This window comes from Bradyrhizobium sp. LB8.2 (assembly GCF_040548035.1).
In the GTDB taxonomy this organism is placed as follows: domain Bacteria; phylum Pseudomonadota; class Alphaproteobacteria; order Rhizobiales; family Xanthobacteraceae; genus Bradyrhizobium.
Genome location: NZ_JBEPQV010000014.1, coordinates 155,770 through 179,718 on the forward strand (window position 1 = coordinate 155,770; position 23,949 = coordinate 179,718).

At 64.9% G+C, this 23,949-nt stretch carries 19 protein-coding genes; 18 read left to right on the forward strand and 1 reads right to left on the reverse strand.

The window, feature by feature from the left end; genetic code table 11:
- Window positions 1–460 precede the first annotated feature (460 nt).
- The 15 genes from dnaE to fabZ all read left to right on the forward strand — a co-directional run bounded on the left by dnaE (window position 461) and on the right by fabZ (window position 20,348).
- Window positions 461–3,967 carry a DNA polymerase III subunit alpha gene (dnaE, locus tag ABIB06_RS18940; protein ID WP_354069210.1) on the forward strand — a complete coding sequence of 1,169 codons (3,507 nt, stop codon included), beginning with the start codon at window positions 461–463 and terminating at the stop codon, window positions 3,965–3,967.
- Window positions 3,968–4,081: 114 nt separating this feature from the next.
- On the forward strand, window positions 4,082–4,600 hold the full coding sequence (locus ABIB06_RS18945) for a hypothetical protein (protein WP_354049661.1): 519 nt from the start codon (window positions 4,082–4,084) through the stop codon (window positions 4,598–4,600).
- Between the two features lie 112 nt (window positions 4,601–4,712).
- Window positions 4,713–5,453 (forward strand): carbonic anhydrase, encoded by a 741-nt coding sequence (locus ABIB06_RS18950; RefSeq protein ID WP_354049550.1) that lies wholly within the window; start codon window positions 4,713–4,715, stop codon window positions 5,451–5,453.
- A gap of 213 nt (window positions 5,454–5,666) precedes the next feature.
- Window positions 5,667–8,168, forward strand: a complete 2,502-nt coding sequence (locus tag ABIB06_RS18955) for a caspase family protein (protein ID WP_354049549.1) — start codon at window positions 5,667–5,669, stop codon at window positions 8,166–8,168.
- A gap of 222 nt (window positions 8,169–8,390) precedes the next feature.
- Window positions 8,391–9,380, forward strand: a complete 990-nt coding sequence (locus tag ABIB06_RS18960) for a 30S ribosomal protein S2 (RefSeq protein WP_247349258.1) — start codon at window positions 8,391–8,393, stop codon at window positions 9,378–9,380.
- A gap of 132 nt (window positions 9,381–9,512) precedes the next feature.
- Window positions 9,513–10,436, forward strand: coding sequence for a translation elongation factor Ts (tsf, locus tag ABIB06_RS18965; RefSeq protein WP_354049548.1), 924 nt, complete (start codon window positions 9,513–9,515; stop codon window positions 10,434–10,436).
- A 60-nt stretch (window positions 10,437–10,496) separates the two neighbouring features.
- Window positions 10,497–11,213, forward strand: a complete 717-nt coding sequence (gene pyrH, locus ABIB06_RS18970; protein WP_247349256.1) for a UMP kinase — start codon at window positions 10,497–10,499, stop codon at window positions 11,211–11,213.
- A gap of 66 nt (window positions 11,214–11,279) precedes the next feature.
- Complete coding sequence (gene frr / locus ABIB06_RS18975) at window positions 11,280–11,843, forward strand: ribosome recycling factor (RefSeq protein WP_247349255.1); 564 nt, start codon at window positions 11,280–11,282, stop codon at window positions 11,841–11,843.
- 93 nt (window positions 11,844–11,936) lie between these two features.
- Window positions 11,937–12,695 carry an isoprenyl transferase gene (locus ABIB06_RS18980; RefSeq protein WP_354049547.1) on the forward strand — a complete coding sequence of 253 codons (759 nt, stop codon included), beginning with the start codon at window positions 11,937–11,939 and terminating at the stop codon, window positions 12,693–12,695.
- Window positions 12,692–13,534: a phosphatidate cytidylyltransferase gene (locus tag ABIB06_RS18985; RefSeq protein WP_354049546.1), complete on the forward strand. Its 843-nt coding sequence runs from the start codon at window positions 12,692–12,694 to the stop codon at window positions 13,532–13,534. Before ABIB06_RS18980 ends, ABIB06_RS18985 begins: the two co-directional genes overlap by 4 nt.
- 4 nt (window positions 13,535–13,538) lie before the next feature.
- Window positions 13,539–14,762 (forward strand): 1-deoxy-D-xylulose-5-phosphate reductoisomerase, encoded by a 1,224-nt coding sequence (gene dxr / locus ABIB06_RS18990; protein ID WP_354049545.1) that lies wholly within the window; start codon window positions 13,539–13,541, stop codon window positions 14,760–14,762.
- A gap of 44 nt (window positions 14,763–14,806) precedes the next feature.
- A complete protein-coding gene (gene rseP / locus ABIB06_RS18995; RefSeq protein WP_247349250.1) occupies window positions 14,807–15,958 on the forward strand; it encodes an RIP metalloprotease RseP in 1,152 nt (383 codons plus the stop codon).
- 186 nt (window positions 15,959–16,144) lie between these two features.
- On the forward strand, window positions 16,145–18,697 hold the full coding sequence (gene bamA, locus ABIB06_RS19000) for an outer membrane protein assembly factor BamA (RefSeq protein ID WP_247349249.1): 2,553 nt from the start codon (window positions 16,145–16,147) through the stop codon (window positions 18,695–18,697).
- Window positions 18,698–18,822: 125 nt separating this feature from the next.
- Entirely contained in the window at window positions 18,823–19,890 is a 1,068-nt protein-coding gene (gene lpxD, locus ABIB06_RS19005) for a UDP-3-O-(3-hydroxymyristoyl)glucosamine N-acyltransferase (RefSeq protein WP_354049544.1), read from the forward strand.
- Window positions 19,891–19,931: 41 nt separating this feature from the next.
- Window positions 19,932–20,348: a 3-hydroxyacyl-ACP dehydratase FabZ gene (fabZ, locus tag ABIB06_RS19010; protein WP_249803886.1), complete on the forward strand. Its 417-nt coding sequence runs from the start codon at window positions 19,932–19,934 to the stop codon at window positions 20,346–20,348.
- A gap of 10 nt (window positions 20,349–20,358) precedes the next feature.
- Here the strand turns inward: fabZ and ABIB06_RS19015 are convergent, their stop codons facing one another.
- Window positions 20,359–20,682: a KTSC domain-containing protein gene (locus ABIB06_RS19015; RefSeq protein ID WP_354049543.1), complete on the reverse strand. Its 324-nt coding sequence runs from the start codon at window positions 20,680–20,682 to the stop codon at window positions 20,359–20,361.
- Between the two features lie 175 nt (window positions 20,683–20,857).
- Between ABIB06_RS19015 and lpxA the strand changes: the two genes are divergently transcribed.
- Genes lpxA through lpxB form a run of 3 tightly spaced genes read left to right on the forward strand, consistent with a single transcriptional unit; the run spans window position 20,858 to window position 23,711 of the window.
- On the forward strand, window positions 20,858–21,652 hold the full coding sequence (lpxA, locus tag ABIB06_RS19020) for an acyl-ACP--UDP-N-acetylglucosamine O-acyltransferase (protein WP_354049542.1): 795 nt from the start codon (window positions 20,858–20,860) through the stop codon (window positions 21,650–21,652).
- Between the two features lie 20 nt (window positions 21,653–21,672).
- Window positions 21,673–22,530 (forward strand): LpxI family protein, encoded by an 858-nt coding sequence (locus ABIB06_RS19025; RefSeq protein WP_247447419.1) that lies wholly within the window; start codon window positions 21,673–21,675, stop codon window positions 22,528–22,530.
- Window positions 22,527–23,711: a lipid-A-disaccharide synthase gene (gene lpxB / locus ABIB06_RS19030; protein ID WP_354049541.1), complete on the forward strand. Its 1,185-nt coding sequence runs from the start codon at window positions 22,527–22,529 to the stop codon at window positions 23,709–23,711. Before ABIB06_RS19025 ends, lpxB begins: the two co-directional genes overlap by 4 nt.
- The last annotated feature ends 238 nt before the right edge of the window (window positions 23,712–23,949 follow it).

The window sequence follows — 23,949 nt, forward strand, 5'->3', positions numbered from 1 at the left end:
GGTTGATGAAAGCCCCGGCCTTGTGCCGGGGCTTTTTTATTATTTGAATTCAGCGAGTTAACCATCGCTTTTCAAGACGGCGCAGACGGCTTGACTCCCAGGAACAAAATGAGAACAATGTTCTTCATACGTTCTCGCCATGGAGCAAGCCATGTTCAGGATTTTCGTCGAAGAAGCCGCCGCACTCGCCTCGATCGCGCTGTTCGTCGGGATGATCGCAATCTGGGCGCAGGTGATTCCGCAGCTCTAGACCCGCGGTTTTGTAAACCGGTGCTCCGCTCACGGGCGCCCATTGGGGAAAAGCGGGACGACGCGGCCGATCGGCCGCTCCGGCGTGGACTCTGAAGCGGTGAGACCCCACCATTGTGAGGCGAGTCGGCCGGGAGGGTGCAGGATGCCTCCATGATCCCCTTGGTGCCGGCGACCGCTCCATCCATCTGCAAGAGGCCGTCACGCGACCATGCCGAGCGCCGGATTTGTCCACCTTCACGTTCACTCGGCCTATTCGCTGCTCAAGGGCTCGATCAAGATCGCCAAGCTCGCCGAGCTTGCGAAGAAAGACCATCAGCCGGCCTTGGCGCTGACCGATACCGACAACATGTTCGGTGCGCTGGAGTTCTCCGACAAGATGGCGGGCTCCGGCATCCAGCCGATCGTCGGCTGCGAGATCGCGATCGATTTCGGCGACCAGGATCCCAGTGCGCGCAACGCGCTTCTGCCCTCGCGCGTGGTGTTGCTGGCCGCGCAGGAGCGCGGCTACCGCAGCCTGATGCGGCTGAACTCGCGCGCGTTCCTGGAGACGCCCCCCGACACCCATGCCTCCCACATCAAGTTTGACTGGCTGGAGGGCGAGACCGAAGGCCTGATTGTGCTGACGGGCGGTCCGGACGGGCCGATCTCGCTGGCGCTTGCCGCGGGGCAGCCCGAAATTGCCGCCTCGCGCTGCGAGCGTCTGGCCAGCCTGTTTGGCGACCGCCTCTACGTCGAGCTGCAGCGCCACAATACCGAGAAGGAGCGGAGAGTCGAAAGCAGCCTGATCGACATCGCTTACGTCAAGGGCCTGCCGCTCGTTGCGACCAACGAGCCGTATTTCGCCGCGACCGACGATTACGAAGCGCATGACGCGCTGCTCTGCATCGCCGGCGGGCGGCTGATCGCAGAGACCGAGCGCGAGCAGCTCACGCCCGACCACCGCTTCAAGACCCGCGCCGAGATGGCGGTGCTGTTCGCCGATATTCCGGAGGCGCTGGCCTCGACGGTGGAGATCGCCGAGCGCTGCTCGTTCCGCCCGATGACGCGCAAGCCGATCCTGCCGTTCTTCACGGTCGGCGCCGCCGCAAGCTCCGATGCCGCCGCGGTCGAGGCGGCCGAATTGAAGCGGCAGGCCGAGGAGGGGCTCGGCAACCGTCTGCAAGTGCACGGCCTGTCGCCGGGCACCACTGACGAGGACTACAAAAAGCGCCTGGCGTTCGAGCTCGACGTCATCATGCGCATGAAATACGCGGGCTACTTCCTGATCGTGGCCGACTTTATCAAATGGGCAAAGGGCCAGGGCATTCCGGTCGGGCCGGGCCGCGGCTCCGGCGCAGGCTCGCTGGTCGCCTGGGCGCTGACCATCACCGACCTCGACCCGATCAAGTTCGGCCTGCTGTTCGAGCGCTTCCTCAATCCCGAACGCGTCTCGATGCCGGATTTCGACATCGACTTCTGCCAGGACCGCCGCGGCGAGGTGATCAAGTACGTCCAGGAGCGCTATGGTCGCGACCAGGTCGCGCAGATCATCACCTTCGGAACGCTGCAGGCGCGCGGCGTGCTGCGCGACGTCGGCCGCGTTCTGCAGATGCCTTACGGTCAGGTCGACAAGCTCACAAAACTCGTGCCGCAGAATCCGGCCGCGCCCGTCACGCTGGCTGCCGCGATCGAGAGCGAACCAAAACTCCAGGCGTTCCGCGACGAAGACCCGGTGGTGGCGCGCGCCTTCGACATCGCCCAGCGCCTCGAAGGCCTGACCCGCCACGCCTCGACGCATGCCGCCGGCATCGTGATCGGCGATCGCCCGTTGAGCGAGCTGGTGCCGATGTACCGCGATCCCAAGTCGGACATGCCGGTCACCCAGTTCAACATGAAATGGGTCGAGCCCGCGGGCCTCGTGAAGTTCGACTTCCTCGGCCTGAAGACGCTGACCGTGCTCGACGTCGCGATCAAGCTGCTCAAGCCGCGCGACATCCATGTCGATCTCGCCACGCTGCCGATCGACGATGCCGAAAGCTACCAGATGCTGGCGCGCGGCGAGGTGGTCGGCGTGTTCCAGGTTGAAAGCCAGGGCATGCGGCGCGCGCTGGTCGACATGCGCCCCGACCGGTTCGAGGACATCATTGCGCTGGTCGCGCTCTACCGCCCGGGTCCGATGGCGAACATCCCGACCTATTGTTTGCGCAAGCACGGCGACGAGGAGCCGGAATATCTGCACCCCGTGCTGGAGCCGATTCTCAAAGAGACGTTCGGCGTCATCATCTACCAGGAACAGGTGATGCAGATCGCGCAGGTGATGTCGGGCTATTCGCTCGGCGACGCCGACCTGCTGCGCCGCGCCATGGGCAAGAAGATCCGCGCCGAAATGGAGAAGCAGCGCGAGATCTTCGTCGCCGGTGCGGTGAAGAACGGCGTGCCGAAGGCACAGGCCGACACCATCTTCGAGCTCCTGGCGAAATTCGCCGATTACGGCTTCAACAAGAGCCACGCGGCGGCCTATGCGCTGGTGTCCTACCACACCGCGTACATGAAGGCGCATTACCCGGTGGAGTTCATCGCGGCGTCGATGACGCTCGATCTCAACAACACCGACAAGCTTTCCGAATTCCGCTCGGAGGCGCAGCGCCTCGGCATCAAGGTCGAGCCGCCGAACATCAATCGCTCAGGCGCGACCTTCGAGGTCGGCGACAAGACGATCTACTACGCGCTCGCCGCGCTGAAGGGCGTCGGCATTGCCGCTGTCGAGCAGATCATCGAGGAGCGGACGAAGAAGGGACTGTTCACCTCGCTCGCCGATTTCGCCGCGCGGGTCAATCCGCGCGCGATCAACAAACGCGTCATCGAAAGTCTTGCCGCGGCCGGCGCCTTCGACATGCTGGAGCCGAGCCGGGCGCGCGTCTTCGCCGGTGCGGACGCGATCCTCGCCGCCTGCCAGCGCGCGCATCAGGCCGAGACGATCGGCCAGAACGACATGTTCGGCAGCTCGGCCGATGCGCCGACCGTCATGCTGCCGCAGATCGAGCCATGGTTGCCGGCCGAGCGGCTGCGCCGCGAATATGACGCGATCGGCTTCTTCCTGTCGGGACATCCGCTCGACGATTACGCCACCGTGCTGAAGCGGCTGCGCGTACAGTCCTGGGCCGAGTTCTCGCGCGCGGTGAAGACCGGCGCCACCGCTGGCAAGGTCGCGGCCACCGTGGTGTCGCGCATGGAGCGGCGCACCAAGACCGGCAACAAGATGGGCATTATGGGCCTGTCCGATCCGACCGGACATTTCGAGGCGGTGCTGTTCTCGGAAGGCCTCGCGCAATATCGCGACGTGCTGGAGCCGGGCGCTGCCGTGCTGCTCCAGCTCGGTGCCGAGCTCCAGGGCGAGGACGTGCGCGCCCGCGTGCTGCATGCCGAGCCGCTGGACGACGCCGCGGCCAAGACCCAGAAGGGCCTGCGCATTTTCGTGCGCGACACCAAGCCGCTGGACTCGATCGCCAAGCGTCTCGCCGGACCCGACATGGCGGCATCGAACGGCGCCGCACCGAAAGTCGGCAGCCCCGGCACCGCGCCGCGCTCCAACGGCGACGGTGAGGTCTCGCTGGTGATGATGCTCGACCTCGAGACCGAGGTCGAGATGAAGCTGCCCGGCCGTTTCAAGGTCTCGCCGCAGATCGCTGGCGCCATCAAGGCGGTGGCGGGTGTCGTGGACGTGCAGCAGCTCTAGCAACACGCACGAAGTTGCAGCCGGTTGCATGTTTTGCGCGGGTGATGCTGCGGTCCCGTTGCAACCTGTCGCTGATTCCGGTTAGCATGCTCCCGGGGAAAATCTGGGGGCGTGATGCTATTGCGTGGGCTGGTGTTGCTCGTGGCTGCGGCATTGCTGTGCGGCTGTGAGACGGCGAGAAGTGGGCTCGGGTATTCGGAGGCGGTGCGAAAGCTGGGTCCGCCGAAAGCCGGGCAGGCACGGGTCGTCGTGTTTCGCGAGAAGGGCTTCGGCGGCATCGGCGATCCGGACTGGGCATTTTCCCTCGACGGTACGCCGATCAAGGGCCTGAAGACCGGGACATATGTCTATGTCGATCGCCCGGCGGGCCAACACCAGTTCGTAGCAGAGGAGGCGGCGCTCGGCGTGACGCGCGTGGACTTCTCGGCTCAGTCCGGCCAGACCGTGTTCTTCGTTGCGCGCTTCAGTCAGCGCAAGAGCGCCATGATCGCGAACGCGAGCACTGGGCTGCTGGGCTGGGGTCTCACACTTGCGATGACGTCCGGCTATAAAAATCAGGGCCCGCTGGATTTCCTGCCCCTGGATGAAACGGCCGCCATGACGACAATCGCAGAGCTTCGCTTGGCGGAATAGGCCCGCGCGAAACTCGGGCGCCGGCCCGCACCGTCATTTGTGGTTTCGTCACATCGTTGCGTCTATGATTGCACCGATGCCGTTGGTCCATCGCGCCGGGAGGAAACGTAACATGTGCGACAAATGCAATGAATCCCTACAGGAGAAGATCGTACCATCGCGGCGGTCCGCGATGTTGTTTGGTGCCTCGGCCCTCGGCCTCGCCTTGACCGGCAGAGCCTTCGCCAAGGAGACGAAAACGCCGCCCAAGCCGCAGAACGTGCTGTCGCCCGACGCATCATTGAAACGCTTGATGGAAGGCAATGCGCGCTATGTCGACGGCGTGGCGCGGCGTCATGATTTCAAGCACGAGCGCGAGGCGCTGGCAGGCGGGCAGAACCCGTTCGCGGCCGTGCTGAGCTGTGCCGATTCGCGCATCGCGCCGGAATATGCCTTCGACACCGGCCGCGGCGATCTGTTCGTCTGCCGCGTCGCCGGAAATTTTGCCGGCACCGAAACCATTGCCAGCATGGAATATGCGGTCGCCGTGCTCAACGCGCCGCTGATCCTCGTTCTCGGCCATGACGCTTGCGGCGCCGTCGATGCGACGCTGAAGGCGATCAAGGACAACAAGCCGCCGCCGGGCCACATCCCCTCGCTGGTCGATGCGATCGCGCCTGCCGCCAAGGCTGCGATGCAGCAAGGCGGGAACGTCCTCGACAATGCGATCCGGCAGAACGTGATCGACAACGTCGCGAAGCTGAAATCGGCGGCGCCGATCCTCAATGCGGCCGTGGAGCAGGGCAAGCTCAAGGTCGTGGGCGGCATCTACCGGCTCACGACGGGAACGGTCGAACTGATCGCGCAGGGCTGACGCGCTGATCGCCTCGCGCCGGTCCACCGTCGCGAGGCTGATGCGACTCTGACGCAGGAGCTTGGCGCCGGCAACGGGCGCCATGCCTCCGCCTCAATCCAAGCCTTTCGTTATTTGGGCCTTTCGTTATTTAGCCCTTCGTTCAAGTGCCATTCAGCTGGCCGCGCGTCTGATGCGTGGCGGCACCTCAACAACAATAACGGGCAGCAAGCCATGCGTGGGACGCTCAGAGCCTTCATCTGCCTTCTCCTGCCGATCGCGGTTTTTGCCGCGGGCGCGCCGGATCCGGCGCGCGCTCAGCAGCAGGAAAAGCGCATCGCGCTCGTGGTCGGCAACGGCGCCTATGCCAAGTCGCCGCTGGCGACGACCGCGAACGATGCCGGCCTGATCGCGCAGACGCTGCAAGCGGCGGGCTTCGACGTTGTCGGCGCCCGCGATCTCGACGGCGACACGCTGCGCAAGAGTTTTCGCGACTTCATCCAGAAGGCGCAGGCCTCCGGCCCCGGCACCGTCGCGATGATCTATCTCGCCGGCTACGGCGTGCAGCTTGCGGGTGAGAACTATTTCATCCCGGTCGATTCCAACATCACCCGTGACACCGACATTCCGACCGAAGGCCTGCGCATCAGCGATTATGCGCGGCAGCTCGCTTCCGTTCCGCTCAAGGCCAACATCGTTGTGCTCGACGCAGCCCGGGCGCAGCCCTTCGTCGAGGGCGGCCAGCCGATCGCGAGCGGGCTTGCGTTGGTCGAGCCCGATCCGAACATGCTGATCGCCTTCAATGCCGCGCCCGGCACGGTGGCGCCGGAGGAGCCGGGGCCATACGGCATCTACGCACAGTCGCTGGCGGAGATGATCCGCACCGGCGGCCTGCCGCTGCCTGATGTGTTCGATCGCGTTCGCCTGCGCGTCAACGAGGCCAGCAAGGGCGCGCAGGTACCCTGGAACGAGCAGAAGATATCGGCGCAGTTCTCGTTCTTCGAGCGCGGGCCCGACGCGCCGCCGCCGGAGGCCGCGCCCGACCAGGTCGCCGCGATGCGTAACAAGCCGATCCGCGACCTCGGCGTCCAGGATGCCTATGCCGCCGCGCTCGCGCGCGACACACTGCCGGCCTATGAGGAGTTTCTCGGCGCCTATCCGAATGATCCGATGTCCAAGCGCGTGATGGCGATCGTCGCGGCGCGCCGCGAGGCGATCACCTGGCGGCGGACCTATCGGACCGATACGCCGGAAGCTTATTGGTCGTATCTGCATCGCTATTCGCGAGGGCCGCATGCGGCCGACGCGCGCCGTCGCCTGGCGATCCTGACCGCGCCGGTCGAGCCGCCGCCGAGCTTTGCGATGATCGACTATGACGTACCGCCTCCGCCGCCGGAGGAGATCGTCTATGTCGACCGTCCGGTGCTGTATTTCAGCGATCCCGATTTTGGCTTCGCGCCGCCTCCGCCGCCGCCGATCTACTATCTGCCGCCGCCGCCGCCGGATTTCGTCGTGCTGTCGCCGCCAATGCCGGTGCTCGGCCTGTTCGTGCTGCCGCAGCCGGTTTTCGTGCCGATCCCGGTGTTCGTCAGACCGCCGATCTATGTCGCGCCGCCGCCGAACAACATCATCTACCAGAACATTCACAACACCACGGTCATCAACACCGTCATCAACCGGCCGCAGGCATTGCCGGCGGGTGTGGGGCCGGGGCCCGGACCGGGCAATCTCGCACCAGCCGTTGCCGGCCGCGCCAGCCCGGCCGGTCCAGCCGTGCCGCAGGCGGTCGCGCAGCGCGCCGCCCTGATTCAGCAGGGCAAGGCGCCGATGCCGCCGAGCGCGACGATGCAGCCGACGGCAAGGCCAGGGCTAGCTCCGGCGACGCCGGCCAATGTCGCGCCGACCGCGGCACCGATCGGAGCGCCAACCGCTGCTCCATCGGCCAGGCTGCCCCAGGCCAATACACTGCCGGTTCCAGGGAGCCATGGCGGGCCGCCGACGCCACCAGCGGGGGCAGGGCCTCTGCCTGGCGGCAGACCTGTACCTCCGACGGCGACTGCACCCGGCGCGCCGCTGCCGACGCATCCGGGGGCGCCGACGACTGCTGGTCCCGGTACCGCTCTGCCGGCTCATCCCGGTGCGCCAACCGCCGCGGCGCCGCCGACGGCTAAGCCCATCACTGCAAATCCGGCCGCTGCGGCCGGCCAATCGCCGAAGCCGCCGGTGGCCCAGCCCGCGCCCGGGACCGGGCCCGGGGAGCATGGCAAGTCCGCGACCCGCAACCCGGCTGGCACGCCGCCTGCTGCCCGCACGCTTCCCGGCGCAGCTGGACGACCGGTCACCCCGCCGCCCTCTGCCGCGCGCGAGCCGATCAGGCCCCAGAATCAGCCGTCGGCTACTCCCGCGCAGGCCGCCCGGCCGTCGGCATCACCACCGCGGCCTCAGGCCGTGGCGAGGCCGACTCCACCGCCGGCCGTGGCGCGTCCGGCACCGCCGCCTCCGCCGCGTGTTGCAGCGCCGCCGCCGGCCCGGGTGGCTCCCCCCGTCGCGGCCGCTCGGCCAGCGCCGCCGCCAATGGCCCGACCCGCGCCGCCGCCACCGGTAGCCCGGCCGGCGCCACCGCCGCCGCCCCGGATGGCCGTCGCGCCACCGCCGCGCCCGGCAGCACCTCCGCCGCGTCCCGCGGCCCCGCCGCCGGCGGCAAAGAAATGCCCGCCGAACCAGCCCAGATGCTAGTCGCGGGCCAGGGCGCAGCGTGGTCTTTACGGAAGAGGGCCTCTCGCGGGCGAAAACCGCCGCAGAATGGCCCTTATTTCCTTGCTTCTGGCCGGAATCGCGCTATACAGCGCGCCATCTCACACGGAAGCATGGCTCACAAGGCCGTCCGGTGGCAGCCGGGGCGACAACGCTCCGTTTTGCTCACACGCTTCCGGAGGAACCAACCGGAGAATTAGAACGATGGCACTACCCGATTTCACTATGCGTCAGCTCCTCGAAGCCGGCGTGCACTTTGGTCACCAGTCTCACCGCTGGAATCCGAAAATGGCTCCTTTCATTTTCGGCGCTCGCAACAACATCCACATCGTCGACCTCGCGCAGACCGTGCCGTTGCTGCATAACGCCTTGCAGGCGGTCAGCGACACTGTCGCCAAGGGCGGCCGCATCCTGTTCGTCGGCACCAAGCGCCAGGCGCAGGACGGCGTCGCCGACGCTGCCAAGCGCTGCGCGCAGTACTTCGTCAATTCGCGCTGGCTCGGCGGCACGCTGACCAACTGGAAGACGATCTCGGGCTCGATCAAGCGCCTGCGTCATCTCGACGACGTGCTCGCCGGTGGCGATGCCTCCTCCTACACCAAGAAGGAGCGCCTGACGCTTCAGCGCGAGCGCGACAAGCTCGACCGTTCGCTCGGCGGCATCAAGGACATGGGCGGTCTGCCCGACCTGATCTTCGTGATCGACACCAACAAGGAAGACATCGCGATCCAGGAAGCCCAGCGGCTCAACATCCCGGTCGCCGCGATTGTCGATACCAATTCGGATCCGAAGGGCATCACCTATGTGGTGCCGGGCAATGACGACGCCGGCCGCGCCATCGCGCTTTATTGCGATCTGATCGCGCGTGCGGCGATTGACGGCATCTCGCGTGCCCAGGGCGATTCCGGCGTCGACGTCGGCGCTTCGGTTCGGCCGGCCGCCGAAGAGCTGCCGGTCACGAGCGGCTTCCAGGGCCTCGCCGGTCCGCGCGGCACCTCCGACGACCTCAAGAAGCTCCCGGGCGTGTCGGGTGCGATCGAGAAGAAGTTCAACGACCTCGGCATCTTCCATTTCTGGCAGCTCGCCGAGCTCGATCACGACACCGCGCACAAGATCGGCGAAGAAGTCGGTCTGCCGAGCCGGGCCGATGCCTGGGTGGCCAAGGCCAAGGCGCTGACCGCGGAAGCGGAATAGTCAAAAGAGCGATGGATTGGCCGGATAAGCTCCGGCCACCATTTCAGTTGACGCGAATTCCTGAGATGGACCGCGGCGGGGCAATTGAATGCCACGCCGCGTCGAACCGGCAGGCAAAAAGGATTTTCAACGATGGCAACGATCACAGCTGCGATGGTCAAGGAGCTGCGCGAGTCGACCGGCGCGGGCATGATGGACTGCAAGGCCGCGCTGACCGAAAACGACGGCAACATGGAAGCGGCGCAGGATTGGCTGCGCAAGAAGGGCCTGTCGAAGGCCGCCAAGAAGTCGGGCCGTGTCGCCGCCGAAGGCCTGATCGGTGCGCTCACCAAGGGCACCAAGGGCGTCGTGGTCGAGGTCAACTCCGAGACCGACTTCGTCGCGCGCAACGGCCAGTTCCAGGGCCTCGTCAAGATGATCGCCCAGGTCGCATTCGACGTCGGCGCCGATGTCGAGAAGATCAAGGCCGCCAAGGTCGGCGACGTCACGATCGAAGCCGCGATCAATGACGCGATTGCCACCATCGGCGAGAACATGACGCTGCGCCGCGCAGCTTCGCTCGAAGTGAGCCAGGGCGTGGTATCAAGCTACGTCCACGGCTCGGTCGTCGAGGGCGCCGGCAAGATGGGCGTGATCGTGGCGCTGGAATCGCCGGGCAAGGCCGACGAGCTCGCAACGCTCGGTCGCCAGATCGCGATGCATGTCGCGGCCGCCAATCCGCTGGCGCTCGAACCGTCCGGTCTCGACCCGGCGGTCGTCAAGCGCGAGAAGGACGTGCTCGCCGACAAATATCGCCAGCAGGGCAAGCCCGAGAACGTGATCGAGAAGATCGTCGAGTCCGGTCTCAAGACCTACTACAAGGAAGTCTGCCTGCTCGAGCAGGCCTTCATCCACGACACCGGCAAGTCGGTGGCGCAGGCGGTGAAGGAAGCCGAAGGCAAGGTCGGCGGCGCGGTGAAGATCGCGGGCTTTGTGCGCTATGCTCTCGGTGAGGGAATCGAGAAGCAGGAAAGCGACTTCGCGGCCGAGGTCGCCGCGGTCAGCGGCAAGAAGTAAGCGCCGGAACGTTCCTTCCGGCGTGCCGCCGGAAGCGGCGCCCGGACAAGGAAAGTGCTCATGACTGATCCGGTCTATCGTCGCGTCGTGATCAAGCTGTCCGGCGAATATCTCGCGGGACAGCAGGGTTTTGGCATCGACCAGCCGACCATCGACCGGGTCGCGGACGATCTGATCGCCGCCCGCCAACTGGGCACCGAGGTTGCGGTCGTGATCGGCGGCGGCAACATCTTTCGCGGCGTCGAGGTGTCCTCGCGCGGCGTGTCGCGCCCGACAGGCGACACCATGGGCATGCTCGCCACCATGATGAACTGCCTCGCGCTGGAGGCGACGATCGAGCGCAAGGGAACGCCGGCGCGCACGCTGTCGGCCTTCGTCATGCCCGAGATTTCCGAGCTTTTCACCCGCACCGTGGCGCACAAATACCTCGCCGAGGGCCGGATCGTGCTGCTCGGCGGCGGAACCGGCAATCCGTTCTTCACCACCGACACGACCGCAGTGCTGCGCGCCGCCGAAATCGGCGCCGAGGCGGTGCTGAAGGCAACCAATGTCGACGGCGTCTACTCGGCCGACCCGAAGAAGGATCCGACGGCGACGCGATTCGACCGTCTGACGCATTCGCAGGCGATCGAGGGCGGCTACAAGGTGATGGATGCGACCGCCTTCGCGCTTGCCCGCGAGACGTCGCTGCCTATCATTGTGTTCTCGATCGCGGAGCCGGGTTCGATCGGCGCTATACTGCGTGGCGGCGGCCACGGAACCATTGTCGCCGGCTGACGGCTCGTCGTTGCGCCCTGAGAGAAGGGTGCGGAGAGGTCGCCGGGATTTTGAAGGAGAAACGTGATGGCCACGGATAATTTCGACCTCAACGAAGTGAAGCGCCGCATGCAGGGCGCCGTCCAGTCGCTCAAGCACGAACTTGGCGGCCTGCGCACCGGCCGCGCCTCCGCCTCGATGCTCGACCCGGTGCAGGTCGACGCCTATGGCACCCACATGCCGCTGAACCAGCTCGCCACCGTCAGCGTGCCGGAGCCGCGCCTGATCTCGGTGCAGGTCTGGGACAAGTCGATGGTCAAGGCGGTGGAAAAGGCGATCGTCGATTCCAATCTCGGCCTGTCGCCCGCGACCGAAGGCCAGGTGCTGCGCCTGCGCATTCCCGAGCTCAACGAGGAGCGCCGCAAGGAGCTCGTCAAGGTCGCGCACAAATACGCGGAAGCCGCCAAGGTCGCTGCGCGCCATGTCCGCCGCGACGGCCTCGACGTTCTCAAGAAGCTCGAGAAGAATCACGAGATGTCCGAGGACGATCAGAAGCGTCACTCGGACGAGGTGCAGAAGGCGACCGACGGCACGATCTCCGAGATCGACCAGTTGCTGGCTGCCAAGGAAAAAGAAATCCTCACCGTCTAAAGCGCGATGGATCGCGCTTTAGGTTATTGTTCGCGCATGATCATTTCGGAAAACTGCTTCGCACTCTTCCGGATCATGCTTTAAGGCAGCCTCATGTCCAACGCCGCCGCGCCAGCAACGGAAGGACCCGATCGGTCCGAGGCGCCTGCGCATGTCGCCATCATCATGGATGGCAACGGGCGTTGGGCGGCCGCGCGCGGCTTGCCGAGGGCGGAAGGCCATCGCCGCGGCGTGGAGGCCCTGCGCCGCGTGGTTCGCGCGTCGCATGAACTCGGCATCCGCTATCTCACCATCTTCTCCTTCAGCTCGGAAAACTGGTCCCGTCCGGCGAGCGAGATCGGCGATCTCTTCGGCTTGTTGCGCCGCTTCATCCGCAACGATCTGGCGAGCCTGCATCGCGACGGCGTCAAGGTCCGCATCATCGGCGAGCGGGACGGGCTGGAGGGCGACATATGCGCACTCCTCAACGAGGCCGAGGAACTGACGCGCGACAACACGCGCCTCACGCTCGTCGTCGCCTTCAACTACGGCTCGCGGCAGGAGATTGCGAAGGCGGCACAGAAGCTCGCGCGCGAAGTCGCCGAGGGGCGGCGCGATCCCGCGACGATCGATGCCGAGACACTGGGAGCGCATCTCGACGCGCCCGACATTCCCGATCCCGATCTCATCATCCGCACCAGCGGCGAGCAGCGGCTGTCCAACTTCCTGATGTGGCAGGCCGCCTATAGCGAGCTTGTCTTCGTGCCGATTCACTGGCCCGATTTCGACAAGGCGACGCTGGAAGGCGCCATCGCCGAATTTGCCAGGCGGGAACGCCGTTTCGGCGGCCTGGTCGCGAAAACCGCCTCGTGAGTGAACCCGACGCCGCACCGGCCGGCTCTCAGCCTGCCCCGAGCAATCTCGTGATGCGGGTCCTCGCAGCGCTGGTGCTGGCGCCGCTCGCCATTGCACTCGCTTATGCCGGCGGTTGGTTGTGGGCGCTTCTCGTCACCCTGGTATCGATCGGACTGTTCGCGGAATGGCTGATGGTGGTGGGCGCGGGATCGGTCGCGCTGACCGGGGCAGGGACCATCGTCATCGCCTTGATGGGATCCTGCGTGGCCTTCGGCGCGCTGAAGACCGCAATCATCACCGGCCTCATTGGCGGTGCGATCGTGACGGTGATCGCGCGGGGCAAGTTCGTCTGGGCGGCCTCTGGATTCGCCTATGCATCGGCGGCGCTGTTGGCCTCGATCCTGCTGCGGCAGGATCTCGTGAACGGCTTCGCCGCGCTGATGTTCGTGCTGCTGGTGGTGTGGGCGACCGATATCGGCGGCTATTTCGCCGGCCGAAGCATCGGCGGACCGAAGCTGTGGCCGCGGGTGAGCCCGAAGAAGACCTGGTCAGGGGCGCTCGGCGGCTTTGCCGCGAGCCTTCTGGTTGCGGCCGGCTTTGCCGCTTGCGGGCTCGGAAAGATGGTTCCATTGCTGCTCGTCAGCGCCATCCTGTCGGTCGTGTCGGCCTGCGGGGACCTCTTCGAATCCGCGGTGAAGCGACGCTTCGATGTCAAGGATTCCAGTCACTTAATTCCCGGCCATGGCGGGCTATTGGACCGTCTGGACGGTTTTGTCGCTGCCATCCTGGTGGCATGGATTATCGGTTTCCTCCGCCATGGTGTGCATAGCGCCGGAAGCGGTCTTATGGTTTGGTGAGGATATGAGCGCGGTTCCATTGCGTAACAACAAGACTGCGGCATCGACCGTCCGCAGCGTCACGGTTCTCGGCGCCACCGGCTCGATCGGCGACAGCACGATGGATCTGCTGCGCGCCTCTCCCGAGCGCTACCGGGTCGAGGCGCTGACGGCGAACAGCAACGTCGCAGCGCTGGCAAAGCTCGCGAAGGAGTTTTCCGCGCGCTTCGTCGCGATCGCCGACACCTCAAAGTTTGCCGAGCTCAAGGCTGCGCTCGCGGGCACCGGCACCGAATGCGGCGCCGGCGAAAGCGCTGTGATCGAGGCCGGCGCGCGTCCGGCCGATTGGGTGATGGCCGCCGTGAGCGGCGCCGCCGGATTGAAGCCGGCACTGGCGGCGGTCGATCGCGGCGCGCATGTCGCGCTCGCCAACAAGGAATGTCTCGTCTGCGCCGGCGATTTCTTCATGCAGCGCGCGGCGAAAGCGGGCGCCTGCATCCTGCCGGCCGATTCCGAGCACAACGCGCTGTTCCAGGCGCTTGGCTCAGGCAATCGCGACGAGCTCGTCCGTGTCATCATCACGGCCTCTGGCGGCCCGTTCCGGACTTGGAAGCCGGCCGACATCGAGCAGGCAACCCTCGAGCAAGCCCTGAAGCATCCGAACTGGAGCATGGGCCAGAAGATCACGATCGATTCCGCCTCGATGATGAACAAGGGGCTCGAGGTGATCGAGGCCTCCTATCTGTTCGCGCTGAGTCCGGACGAGATCGACGTCCTCGTGCATCCGCAGTCGATCATCCACGGCATGGTCGAGTTTTCCGATCGTTCGGTCGTGGCCCAGCTCGGTGCACCCGACATGCGCACGCCGATCGCGCATTGTCTCGGCTGGCCCGACCGCATCAAGGGGCCTGCTGCCAAGCTCGATCTGGCCAAGATCGGCCAGCTGACCTTCGAGGCGCCGGATTTCGAGCGCTTCCCCGGGCTGCGCCTGGCCTTCGATTCGCTTCGGACCGGGAAGGGCGCCACCACCGTCTACAACGCCGCCAACGAGGTCGCGGTCGCCGCCTTCATCGCCGGCAAGATCCGGTTCGGCGCGATTGCCAGGCTGGTGGAAGCGACGCTGGACGACTGGATCCGGAGCGGGAACCAGGCCCCGCTGACGTCAGCCGACGACGCAATCTCTGTTGACCATGTTGCGCGAAATAGAGCTGCCGCCCTATTGCCTCAAATTGCCTTAAAGGCATCCTAGATGGTTCGCGACCAGGGCCTTGCGGCGCTGGATGAGGGAATTCGATGATCGACTTTTTCGTCCATAGTTTCAATACGTTGAGCCATGGACTCCTTGGCTATGCGGTTCCCTTCCTGTTCGTCCTGACCATCGTCGTGTTCTTCCATGAACTCGGCCATTTTCTGGTCGCGCGCTGGGCGGGCGTTCGCGTGTTAACTTTTTCGCTCGGCTTCGGACCTGAGCTGGTCGGTTTCAACGACCGCCATGGCACCCGCTGGAAGATCTCGGCGATCCCGCTCGGCGGCTACGTCAAGTTCTTCGGGGACGAGAGCGAGGCTTCGACGCCGTCGTCCGAGAAGCTAGCGGCCATGACGGCCGAGGAGCGGGCCGGCAGCTTCCATCACAAGAAGGTCGGCCCGCGCTCCGCCATCGTTGCCGCCGGACCGATCGCCAATTTCATTCTGGGCGCGCTGATCTTCGCCGGCATGGCGTTGTATTACGGCAAGCCGAGCACGATCGCGCGTGTCGACGGTGTCGTCGCCGACGGCGCTGCGGCGACAGCCGGCTTCAAGATCGGCGACGTCGTCGTCCAGATCGACGGCAAGCCGATCGAGAGCTTTGCCGACATGCAGCGAATCGTTGCGATGAACGCAGGTTCGGCGCTTGCCTTCGAGGTCAAGCGGGACGGCAGCATCGTGTCGCTGACCGCAACGCCGGCACTGCTGGAGCGCAAGGATCCCTTCGGCAACAGCCATCGCCTGGGCGTGCTCGGCATCGAGCACAAGTCTCAGGCGGGCGAAGCCTCGACTTCGCCGGTCGGCGTCGGCGAAGCGCTCAAGATCGGGGTTGAGCAGGTCTGGTTCATCATCACCAGCACCTTCAAGTTCCTGGGCGCGCTGTTCGTCGGAAACGGCAATCCGAACGAGGTGAGCGGTGTGCTCGGCATTGCGAAGATGTCGGGGCAGGCGGCCAGCGCCGGGTTCCAATTCGTGATCAACCTGTGCGCGGTGCTGTCGGTGTCGATCGGCCTGTTGAACCTGTTCCCGATCCCGCTGCTCGATGGCGGTCACCTCATGTTCTATGCGGCGGAGGTGGCCCGCGGCCGGCCCCTGTCCGAGCGGACTCAGGAGATGGGATTCCGAATCGGGCTGGGTTTGGTGCTGATGCTGATGGTGTTTGCCACCTACAACGACATCCTGCGGATGGCCGCATCCTGATAGGGGTTTTTTTGTGGCGTTGCTGGGCGTTGCTCTTGGGCAACGTCTTGGAATGAAAATGAAATTACGGCGCGCTCGGCCGTTTGCGGCGTCGTTTAAATTGGCTACAAGCGGCTTGAACTTGGGGAATCTCCAGACCGGCGTTGGGGTTGGGTCTGGTGCGGAATGATAAGGGCGCGCTGCGCAATGAAGTTTGGACTGCGACTCCGGGGGGGCTTGCTCGCAACCCTGATCATGTTCGGCGCGCCGGTGCTTGCCCCGGTTGGGGCTGCTTTTGTGTCTTCGTCTGCGCTCGCTCAGACCGTGCAGTCGATTTCCGTTGAAGGAAATCGCCGTGTCGAGGTGGAGACGATCCGCTCCTATTTCAAGGCGGGTCCCGGCGGTCGCCTGGATCAAGGTGCCATCGACGACGGCCTCAAGGCGTTGATCGAGACCGGTCTGTTCCAGGACGTCAGGATCAACCGCGGTGCCGGCGGCCAGATCGTCGTCTCCGTGGTGGAAAACCCGGTGATTGGCCGCATTGCCTTCGAGGGCAACAAGAAGATCAAGGACGAGCAGCTCACTGCCGAAGTCCAGTCCAAGGCCCGCGGCACCTTTTCCCGGGCCATGGTGCAGTCCGACACGCTGCGAATCGCTGAAATCTATCGCCGCTCCGGCCGCTACGACGTTCGCGTCACCCCTGAGATCATCGAGCAGCCCAACAACCGCGTCGATCTCATCTTCACGGTCGAGGAGGGCTCCAAGACCGGCGTCAAGTCGATCGAATTCGTCGGCAACAGCGCGTTCTCGTCCTACCGCCTGCGCGACGTCATCAAGACGCACGAATCGAACCTGCTGAGCTTCCTCGCCAGCAGCGACATCTACGATCCCGATCGCGTCGAAGCCGATCGCGACCTGATCCGCCGCTTCTATCTCAAGAATGGCTTCGCCGACGTCCAGGTCGTGGCCGCGCTCACCGAATACGATCCGGAGAAGAAGGGCTTCAACGTCACCTTCAAGATCGAGGAAGGCTCGCAATACCGCGTCGGCGCGATCGACTTCCGCTCCAGCATTCCGAACTTCGATCCCACCTCGATGCGCAACTATTCGCGCATCAATGTCGGCTCGCTCTACAACGTCGAATCGGTCGAGAAGTCGGTCGAGGAGATGCAGATCGAGGCCTCGCGCCGCGGTTATGCCTTCGCCGTGGTCCGTCCCGGCGGCGACCGCAACTTCGAGGCGCACACCGTGTCGGTCGTGTTCAACATCGACGAGGGCCCGCGCACCTATATCGAGCGCATCAACCTTCGCGGCAACACCCGCACGCGCGACTACGTGATCCGTCGTGAGTTCGACGTCTCTGAGGGTGATGCCTACAACCGCGCGCTGGTCGACCGTGCCGAGCGGCGCTTGAAGAACCTCGACTATTTCAAGAGCGTGAAGATCACGACGGAGCCCGGTTCGTCGAGCGACCGCGTGATCCTGCTCGTCGACATGGAAGAGAAATCAACCGGCGACTTCTCGGTCTCGGGCGGTTATTCCACCACCGACGGCGCGCTGGCCGAAGTCTCGGTTTCCGAACGCAATTTGCTCGGCCGCGGCCTGTTCGCCAAGGCGTCGGTGACCTATGGCCAGTACGCCCGCGGCTATTCGCTGTCGTTCGTCGAGCCCTATCTGCTCGACTATCGTGTTGCGCTGGGTCTCGACTTCTATCAGCGCCAGCAGCTGTCCAACAGCTACATCTCCTACGGCACCAAGACGCTGGGCTTCTCGCCGCGCCTCGGTTTCGCCTTGCGTGAAGATCTGTCGCTGCAGCTGCGCTACTCGATCTACCAGCAGGAAATCACGCTGCCGTCCTACCTCGCGAACTGTAACAACGTGCAGACGCTGCCTGATGGTACTCCGAATCCTGCCTTCAATCCGAGTCCGGCCTTTGCCAACTCCATTGGCATGAGCCTTGCCTCGACCAACGGCCTCGGCTGCTACAGCGACGGTGAAGCTTCGCTGCCGGTGCGCAAGGAGCTTGCGGGCGGCAAGACCCTGACCTCGGCGCTCGGCTACACGCTGACCTACAACACGCTGGACAACAACAAGAACCCCACCGACGGTCTGCTCGTCGATTTCCGGCAGGATTTCGCCGGCGTCGGCGGCGACGTCTCCTACCTGAAGTCCGTCATCGACGCTAAGTACTACGCTCCGCTGGTGTCTGACGTCGTCGGCCTCGTCCATTTGCAGAGCGGCATGCTGAACAAGATCGGCTCCAACGACCTGCGCATGCTCGATCATTTCCAGATGGGCCCGAACCTCGTCCGCGGTTTCGCCCCGAACGGCATCGGCCCGCGCGATATCAACCCGTACGACACGCAGGACGCCCTTGGCGGCACCAAGTATTGGGGCGCTTCGGTCGAATTGCAGATGCCGTTCTGGTTCCTGCCGAAGGAAGTTGGTCTGAAGGGCGCGGTCTATGCCGACGCCGGCGGCCTGTATGACTATAAGGGACCGACGACGTGGGGAGTGACTGGCGAAACGACCACGCCGTTTAACTCCGGCTGCACGGCTTCGACCACCAATCCGGCGACGCCGGGAACCTGTACCGGCCTGATCTACGACGACAGCAAGGTGATCCGATCGTCGGTCGGTGTCGGCCTGATCTGGCAGTCGCCGTTCGGTCCGCTGCGCTTCGACTACGCCTTGCCGCTCAGCAAGGGTAAGTACGACCGTACGCAGGAGTTCCGGTTCGGCGGCGGCACCTCGTTCTAATTCGATCAGCACGGCACGATCCGGATCACAGGAGCCGGTTTCCGAAAGGGATCGTGCCAATTTAAGAGATGAGGCATGATGCGGTCTTGCCGCTTCATGCCGAAGCCGGACCGCGATGGGGTGGAATGGCGCAGCCGACCTTCTTCACAAAACCGCCTGCCTCAGCGCTGGCTGACATTGCCACGCTGACCAAGGCGGAGCTGGTCGATCCCGCCAAGGGCGGCCAAATCATCACGGGTCTGGCTTCGCTCGACGAAGCCGGCCCGATGCACCTGACATTCTTCGACAATCTCAAATATGCCGACGAGCTCAAGGCGACCAAGGCCGGAGCTTGCCTGGTGAGTCCGCGTTTCGAGGCCAAGGTGCCCGCGCATGTGGCCGTGCTGCGGGCGACGCAGCCGTTCCGCGCCTTCGTCAGGATCGCGCGGGAGTGGCATGGTGACGCGCTCCGGCCGCAGTCCTGGACCGGCAACGACGGCATCGCGCCGTCGGCGATCATCGACCCCACGGCCCGGCTCGAGGACGGCGTGATCGTCGATCCCCTGGCCGTGATCGGCCCGGACGTGGAAATCGGCAGTGGCACGGTGATCGGTGTAGGGGCCGTGATTGGCCCCGGCGTCAAGATCGGCCGGGACTGCAATGTCGGCGCGCGCACCGCCATCCAGTGCGCCCTGATCGGCAATGACGTGCTGATCCACCCCGGCTGCTCGATCGGCCAGGACGGCTACGGCTTCATCTTCTTCGGTCCCGAGGGCCATCTGAAGGTGCCCCAGACCGGCCGCGTGCTGATCCAGAACAATGTGGAGGTCGGCGCCAACACCACGATCGACCGGGGCAGCTTGCGCGACACCGTGATCGGGGAGGGCACCAAAATCGACAATCAGGTCCAGATCGGCCACAATGTGACCGTTGGCCGGCACTGCCTGCTGGCGGCCCAGATCGGTCTCGCCGGCAGCCTGACCCTCGGCGACAACGTGGCGCTGGGCGCGAAGGTGGGTATCAACAATCACGTCAAGATCGGGGATGGAGCTCAGGTGACTGCCATGAGTGGCGTCAAGGACGACGTTCCTCCCAACGGACGTTGGGGTGGTTTTTTTGCTAAGCCGACCAGGCAGTGGTTCAAGGAAATCTTGGCGGTGGAGCGCTTGGCGCGCGACGGCAAGGCCGAGCCGAAGCAGGAGGAACGGGAGTGACGGACGAAGCACCGGTCAGGTTCGAGCTTGTGGACATCAATATGATTCTGCAAACGCTCCCGCACCGTTTTCCGATGTTGCTGATTGATCGCGTGATCAACATCCGCACCGATTACAGCGGCATCGGCATCAAGAACGTCACCTTCAACGAGCCGCAGTTCCAGGGCCATTTCCCGGATCGTCCGGTCTATCCCGGCGTGATGATGATCGAGGCGATGGCGCAGACCGCGGGCGTGATCGGCATCAAGTCGGTCGAGGGCACCGAGAAGCCGCGGGCGGTTTATTTCCTCACCATCGATAAGTGCAAGTTTCGCAAGCCCGTGCTGCCCGGCGACACCATCGAGTATCACATGCGCTCGGTCGGACGCCGCAAGGCGATGTGGTGGTTTCACGGCGATGCCAAGGTCAACGGCCAGGTGGTCGCGGAAGCCGACGTCGGCGCCATGCTGACCGACTGAACGGTCCGGTTCATGCGCGGCAGTCGTAGCGGCTGCCGGCTGCCTCGCGCTTGATATTCCGGTTGAAGAACTGTCCCATGGACGGAGCGCCCAGGACGCTGTCGACCGTCTCGGCCGCGACGGCGCAATAGCGGTCATACCTGCCGTCGACCGCGACTACGAGGTTCTGCTGCGCCCGGTCGTAGCAGACGCGCTGAAGCACGGTGCTGCGGCTGATGTCGCGGCATTCGAACGTCGCGAGGTCGATGGGGCGAAGTTCGCCGGTCTCGACGGTCTCGGAGACGATCGGTGCGGCCGCGAGCTGTGCGAGCAGAAGTGCCAGGGCCCTGACCACGATAGCTGAAGCTCCGTGTGAACTTGTTGACGAGCCGAGAAGGTTGCTTCATCCGGCACTTGAAACACGGCGAGATGATACGTCACTGGACAGATCGGGCATAGTCGCGCTAACCACCGGAAAATCGAATGACTTCAACGCATAACCAGCCCTTCTTGACGAGTTAGATTGCTTGATGAGCAAGATTGATCCCACCGCACGGGTCGAGGACGGCGCCGTGATCGGCGAGGGCACCGAGATCGGACCTTATTGCATCATCGGCGCCAATGTCCTGATCGGCGCGAACTGCAAGCTGATCGGACATGTGCATATCACCGCGCAAACCACGATCGGCGACGATTGCACCATCTATCCCTTCGCCTCGCTCGGCACGCCGCCGCAATCGCTCAGCTATCGCGGCGAATTGACGAAGCTCAAGATTGGCTCGGGCTGCACCATCCGCGAATCCGTGACCATGAACGCCGGCACCGTCACAGGCGGCGGAATCACAGAGGTCGGCGACCGCAACTATTTCATGAATTGCAGCCATGTCGGCCACGACTGCCATGTCGGCAACGACGTGATCTTCGCCACCTCGGCGACGCTCGGCGGTCATTGCGAGATTGGTGATTTCGTCTTCATCGGCGGTCTGTCCGCGGTGCATCAGTTCACGCGCATCGGCCCGCAGGTGATGGTCGGCGGCGTGTGCGGCGTGCGCGACGACGTCATTCCGTTCGGGCTGGCCAACGGCCAGTATGCGGCGCTGGAAGGCCTCAACCTAATCGGCATGAAGCGGCGCAAGTTTACCAAGCAGCGGCTTGCGACCGTGCGCGCGTTTTACCAGAAACTCTTCCATGGCCCCGGCACCTTTGCCGAACGCTTGGAGACGGCGCGGCCGCTCGCCGGTGAAGATCCGGCGATCGCCGAAATCCTCGACTTCATCGGCAAGGGCAAGCATCGCCCGCTCTGTCTTCCCGCCATCGCGAAGTGAGTTCTGGGATGGCCGCGGGCATGACATCGGCGGCTTCGGAGATTTCGTCACCGGTCGGCGTGGTCGCAGGCGGCGGCGCGATGCCGTTCGCGGTTGCCGACTCGCTCGCCGCCCGCGGCATCACACCGGTGCTGTTTCCCCTTCGGGGGGCCTGCGATCCGGCGCGAGTGGAGAAATTCCGTCACCGCTGGATTTCGGTTGGCCAGCTTGGCCGCGCCATGCGGCTGTTTCGCGAAGAAGGCTGCCGGGACCTGATCTTCATCGGCACGCTGGTACGGCCTTCGCTCTCGGAGGTCCGGGTCGACTTCACAACGCTCCGGCTGCTCGGCAATGTCATCCGCGCCTTCCGCGGTGGCGACGATCATTTGTTGTCCGGCGTCGGGCGCATTCTCGAGCAGGGCGGCTTTCGCATGGTCGGGATCCGGGATGTCGCGCCCGACCTGCTGATGCCCGAGGGCTGCATCAGCCGCGCCTGGCCGAGCGACACCGGCAAGACCGACATCGAGCGCGGACGCGCGGTGCTGACCGCGCTCGGTCCGTTCGACATCGGCCAGGCCGCGGTCGTGATCGACGGCCATGTCGTGGCGGTCGAGGATATCGAGGGCACCGATGCGCTGCTCGCGCGCGTGGCGCGCCTGCGCGAAGAGGGCCGCATCCGCGCCGCCACCGGGCGGGGCGTGCTGGTGAAGGTCCCCAAGAGCGGGCAGGATTTGCGCTTCGACCTGCCGACGATCGGCCCGCGCACCCTCGAGGGCGTCGCCGTCGCGGGGCTCGCCGGCATTGCCGTCGTCGCCGGCAATACCATCGCCGCCGAGCCGCAGGCGATGATCGCGTTCGCCGACACAAAATATCTCTTTGTCATCGGCCTGCCGGCGTGATGCAAGGCCGCGATCCCACGCGCAAGATCTTCCTGATCGCCACGGAGGAATCCGGCGACCGGCTCGGCAGCGCCCTGATGAAGGTGCTGCGCCAGCGGCTCGGCGACGGCGTGCAGTTCGTAGGCATCGGCGGCCGCACCATGGCCCGCGAGGGGCTCGAGACGCTGTTTCCGATCGAGCAGCTCTCGATCGTCGGTTTCGCCGCGGTCGTGCAGCAATTGCCAAAGATCCTGCGGCTGATCCGCGAGACCGTGGAGGCCGTGACCGAGTCCGCGCCGGACGCGCTCGTCATCATCGACAGTCCCGATTTCACCCACCGTGTCGCCCGCCGCGTGCGGGCGCGCAATCCGGCGATCCCGATCGTCGACTACGTGTCGCCGCAGCTCTGGGCCTGGCGGCCGGGACGGGCGCGGACCATGCTCGGCTATGTCGACCATGTGCTCGGCCTGTTGCCGTTCGAGCCGGAGGAATATCGCAAGCTCGGCGGGCCGCCATGCAGCTATGTCGGCCATCCCCTGATCGAGCAATTGCCCTCGCTGCGGCCGAACGCGGAGGAGCAGGCGCGCCGCGACGGCGAGCCGCCGGTCTTGCTGGTATTGCCCGGCAGCCGCCGCAGCGAGATCAGGCACCATCTCGACGTGTTCGGGGCGACGCTCGACCGATTGCGGACGGACGGCCGCGCGTTCGAACTGATGCTGCCGACCATGACGCATCTCGAAGCCACCATTCGTGAAGGCATCGCGAACTGGCCGGTCAAGCCTCAAATTGTGGTCGGCGAGAACGAGAAGCGCGCCGCCTTCCGCATCGCGCGCGCGGCATTGGCAAAATCCGGCACTGTGACGCTGGAGCTCGCGCTATCGGGCATTCCGATGGTGACGGCCTATCGCGTCGGCGCGATCGAAGCCTTCATCCTGCGCCGCGCGATCCGCGTCTCCTCGGTGATCCTCGCCAATCTCGTGATCGGCAAGGATGTCATCCCGGAGTTCCTGCAGGAAGACTGCACGCCAGAGAAGCTGGCGCCCGCGCTCACGGAGCTTCTGGCCGATTCACCGCTGCGCCGGCAGCAGGTGGAAGCGTTCGCCCAGCTCGATACGATCATGTCGACCGGCAACAAGTCGCCAAGCGTGCTCGCAGCCGACATCGTGCTGGCGACGATGCGCAAGGGCAGGCAGGCTAGCTAGGACGCGTACTCACAAACGTCGGCTTGCCAGCGCAAAGTGGAAGTCTCCCACCTAGCAGTCTGCTGAAAAACCCTGAAATGGAGAATTTTCATATTTCCGCCGGTCGTTTTTGGAACGGCGCGGTAGAGTTGGATGTAATTTCTAGCTTGTTATTGAGTGTGCCCCGGCGCGGGGTGGCTATGCGGCGAGCAGTTTTGGAATTCGGATCAGGTTATAGGCGATCAGATTAAGCAGGAAG